Source organism: Lysinibacillus sp. KU-BSD001 (genome assembly GCF_042920265.1).
In the GTDB taxonomy this organism is placed as follows: Bacteria; Bacillota; Bacilli; order Bacillales_A; family Planococcaceae; genus Lysinibacillus_B.
In genome coordinates, this window is sequence record NZ_JBDQZI010000031.1 from 1 (window position 1) to 2051 (window position 2051).

3 protein-coding genes, 2 tRNA genes and 1 rRNA gene are annotated in these 2051 nt (G+C 36.4%); 3 read left to right on the forward strand and 3 right to left on the reverse strand.

The features are described from left to right. Positions 1-14: 14 nt before the first annotated feature. Both AAGS61_RS20750 and rrf read right to left on the reverse strand, forming a co-directional pair. Positions 15-90, reverse strand: a tRNA-Val gene (locus AAGS61_RS20750). 10 nt (positions 91-100) lie between these two features. After that, a 5S ribosomal RNA gene (gene rrf, locus AAGS61_RS20755) occupies positions 101-216 on the reverse strand. Between the two features lie 463 nt (positions 217-679). On the opposite strand from rrf, the gene AAGS61_RS20760 reads away from it, so the two are divergent. The 3 genes from AAGS61_RS20760 (at position 680) to AAGS61_RS20770 (ending at position 1446) form a co-directional block, all read left to right on the forward strand. Then, positions 680-967: a hypothetical protein gene (locus AAGS61_RS20760; RefSeq protein WP_391376593.1), complete on the forward strand. Its 288-nt coding sequence runs from the start codon at positions 680-682 to the stop codon at positions 965-967. A 66-nt stretch (positions 968-1033) separates the two neighbouring features. Continuing rightward, positions 1034-1174 (forward strand): hypothetical protein, encoded by a 141-nt coding sequence (locus AAGS61_RS20765; RefSeq protein WP_391376595.1) that lies wholly within the window; start codon positions 1034-1036, stop codon positions 1172-1174. Between the two features lie 116 nt (positions 1175-1290). After that, on the forward strand, positions 1291-1446 hold the full coding sequence (locus tag AAGS61_RS20770; RefSeq protein ID WP_391376597.1) for a hypothetical protein: 156 nt from the start codon (positions 1291-1293) through the stop codon (positions 1444-1446). Between the two features lie 527 nt (positions 1447-1973). Here the strand turns inward: AAGS61_RS20770 and AAGS61_RS20775 are convergent. Then, positions 1974-2045 (reverse strand) — tRNA-Glu (locus tag AAGS61_RS20775). Positions 2046-2051: the final 6 nt, after the last annotated feature.

Here is a 2051-nt window from a genome sequence, read left to right on the forward strand (position 1 = left end):
CCGGCATTTTGAGATGGTGGAGGATGACGGGCTCGAACCGCCGACCCCCTGCTTGTAAGGCAGGTGCTCTCCCAGCTGAGCTAATCCTCCTGGGTATTAAGCGAAGCGATGTCCTACTCTCACAGGGGGAAGCCCCCAACTACAATCGGCGCTAAAGAGCTTAACTTCCGTGTTCGGTATGGGAACGGGTGTGACCTCTTTGCCATCATCACTTCACTATAAACATTGACTTCTAATCTTTCATGTAATTGTTATCAGAAGTACTAACTATTATCACTAAGCTTTTCACTTGCTAGTGAATCGCCCTTTTGTTAAGGACAAGATTTATATTATCATATCTATAAATAATTGCAATACCTTTTTTTCTTTTTTTTTGATAAAAAACGTTTTTTTTAAAAAAGCACCATATATAGTGAAATTTTAAATTCATCATACAAGATATTGCTACTAAGTGAAGATAAACAGTAAATATTAATGAAGCTTATAATTACTATAATAACGAATAATGTTTTTTGTTGTCATCTTTTTCTTTAAACTTTTTAATAAAAATTATCTGAGTTAATTTCATAACTCCAATCCCTTGTCTCCCAATGGTTTCAAAACAATAAAAAACGGGCACCTCCTCAATTTGTTATAAATTAAGTGAAAAACTAAAAATTATCCAACAAATGAATACCTTATGACCATTGTAAAAAAAATGCATCTATTTGGCATCCATGAATTAATGGGAATAGAAAATTCTCATCATTTTGATAGGATTTTAGCCACTTTCGATTTACAGCTGATTTTCCAACTGTTCCGTAAAAACACAATGTATAGTGCACCAAGAGAATTAAACTACGAGGCGATTATTCAATCGTTGATCATTCGCATTGTGGAACGTATTCCAATGGGGAAGGATTTAGTCAAACGTCTAAAATATAATCTTGTCTTTCGTTTAGATTGCGGCTTTTTAGTTTCCGATTAGGTACCTTCTGAAGCTTCCTATTCACATATGGTCGACGTGATTAGCCAGTCAGAGGTCTTGGATAAAATGCAGGATGAACTGATTCAAATGGGCTTTACAGAGGAGTTTCTAGGTGATGAACACGTAGGTTTTGACTCGGCACATTTTGAAACTCGAGATGGGCCAAAACCATCTGAGAAAAAAGAAAAAGCACAAAAAACTAACTAATTATATTGATATTTAACTCCCTTTTTTTCGATTTTCCCTTTCAGCCAAGGTGGAACATCAAGAAAAATAATGACGGTAAAAACACGGTCTGGTTCAACTTTAAAGGACATTTAGTTGTGTCAACAAAAAGCGAGTACATTGTGGCATGCTTTATGTTATCTAGCAACTTAAGCGATAGTAAAGCTGTGATTCCACTGTTAAAAAAGGTAGCAGAAGTAGTAGTATCAACTCCGTTCACAACCGTGGTTTTCGATGAAGAATATGATTATTAAGCGATTTACCGCCAAATCCTGAATCAAGATATGAAAGCAGTCATTTGTTATGTCAAATATCTTAGATCTGAAATCTTGGGCTTTGATGCGGATTTCCGTCCAACGTGTGTGTGAACATGGCTACTGTTACGACAGCTTTGATGAGAAATACCAGACCCTAAAATTTATGCGTACGAAAGCATATGTAACCTGTCCATTACGTGACGATTCACTTTGTCAAAAGGTCTTCAAAATTAAGTGTGAGACGAATATTCGCAAGTATATGTATCCCGTAAGAGGCTCTGCATTTAGGGAAAAACTTTACAAAGAACGTACAGCTGTTGAACGCGTAAACGCTTAATTAAAAGAATATTTTCAATTAAACCATGTCTGTCATCGAATAGCCAGAAAGCCAAGCTACATTTTAATATGATGACGTTTATAATCAAGTTGCCTAATGAAATAACTGTATCTAACTTTTAGGAGTGGGGGTTTCAAAACATATAAAAAAGCCTGAAACGATGATATATCGTCTCAGACTTTTATGATGACCCGTACGGGATTCGAACCCGTGTTACCGCCGTGAAAGGGCGGTGTCTTAACCACTTGACCAACGGGCCAATTTT

Excerpts from the sequence above, each read along its gene's own strand:
- AAGS61_RS20760 (WP_391376593.1), top strand. The coding sequence starts at position 680 with ATGACCATTGTAAAAAAAATGCATCTATTTGGCATCCATGAATTAATG.
- AAGS61_RS20765 (WP_391376595.1), top strand. The coding sequence starts at position 1,034 with ATGCAGGATGAACTGATTCAAATGGGCTTTACAGAGGAGTTTCTAGGT.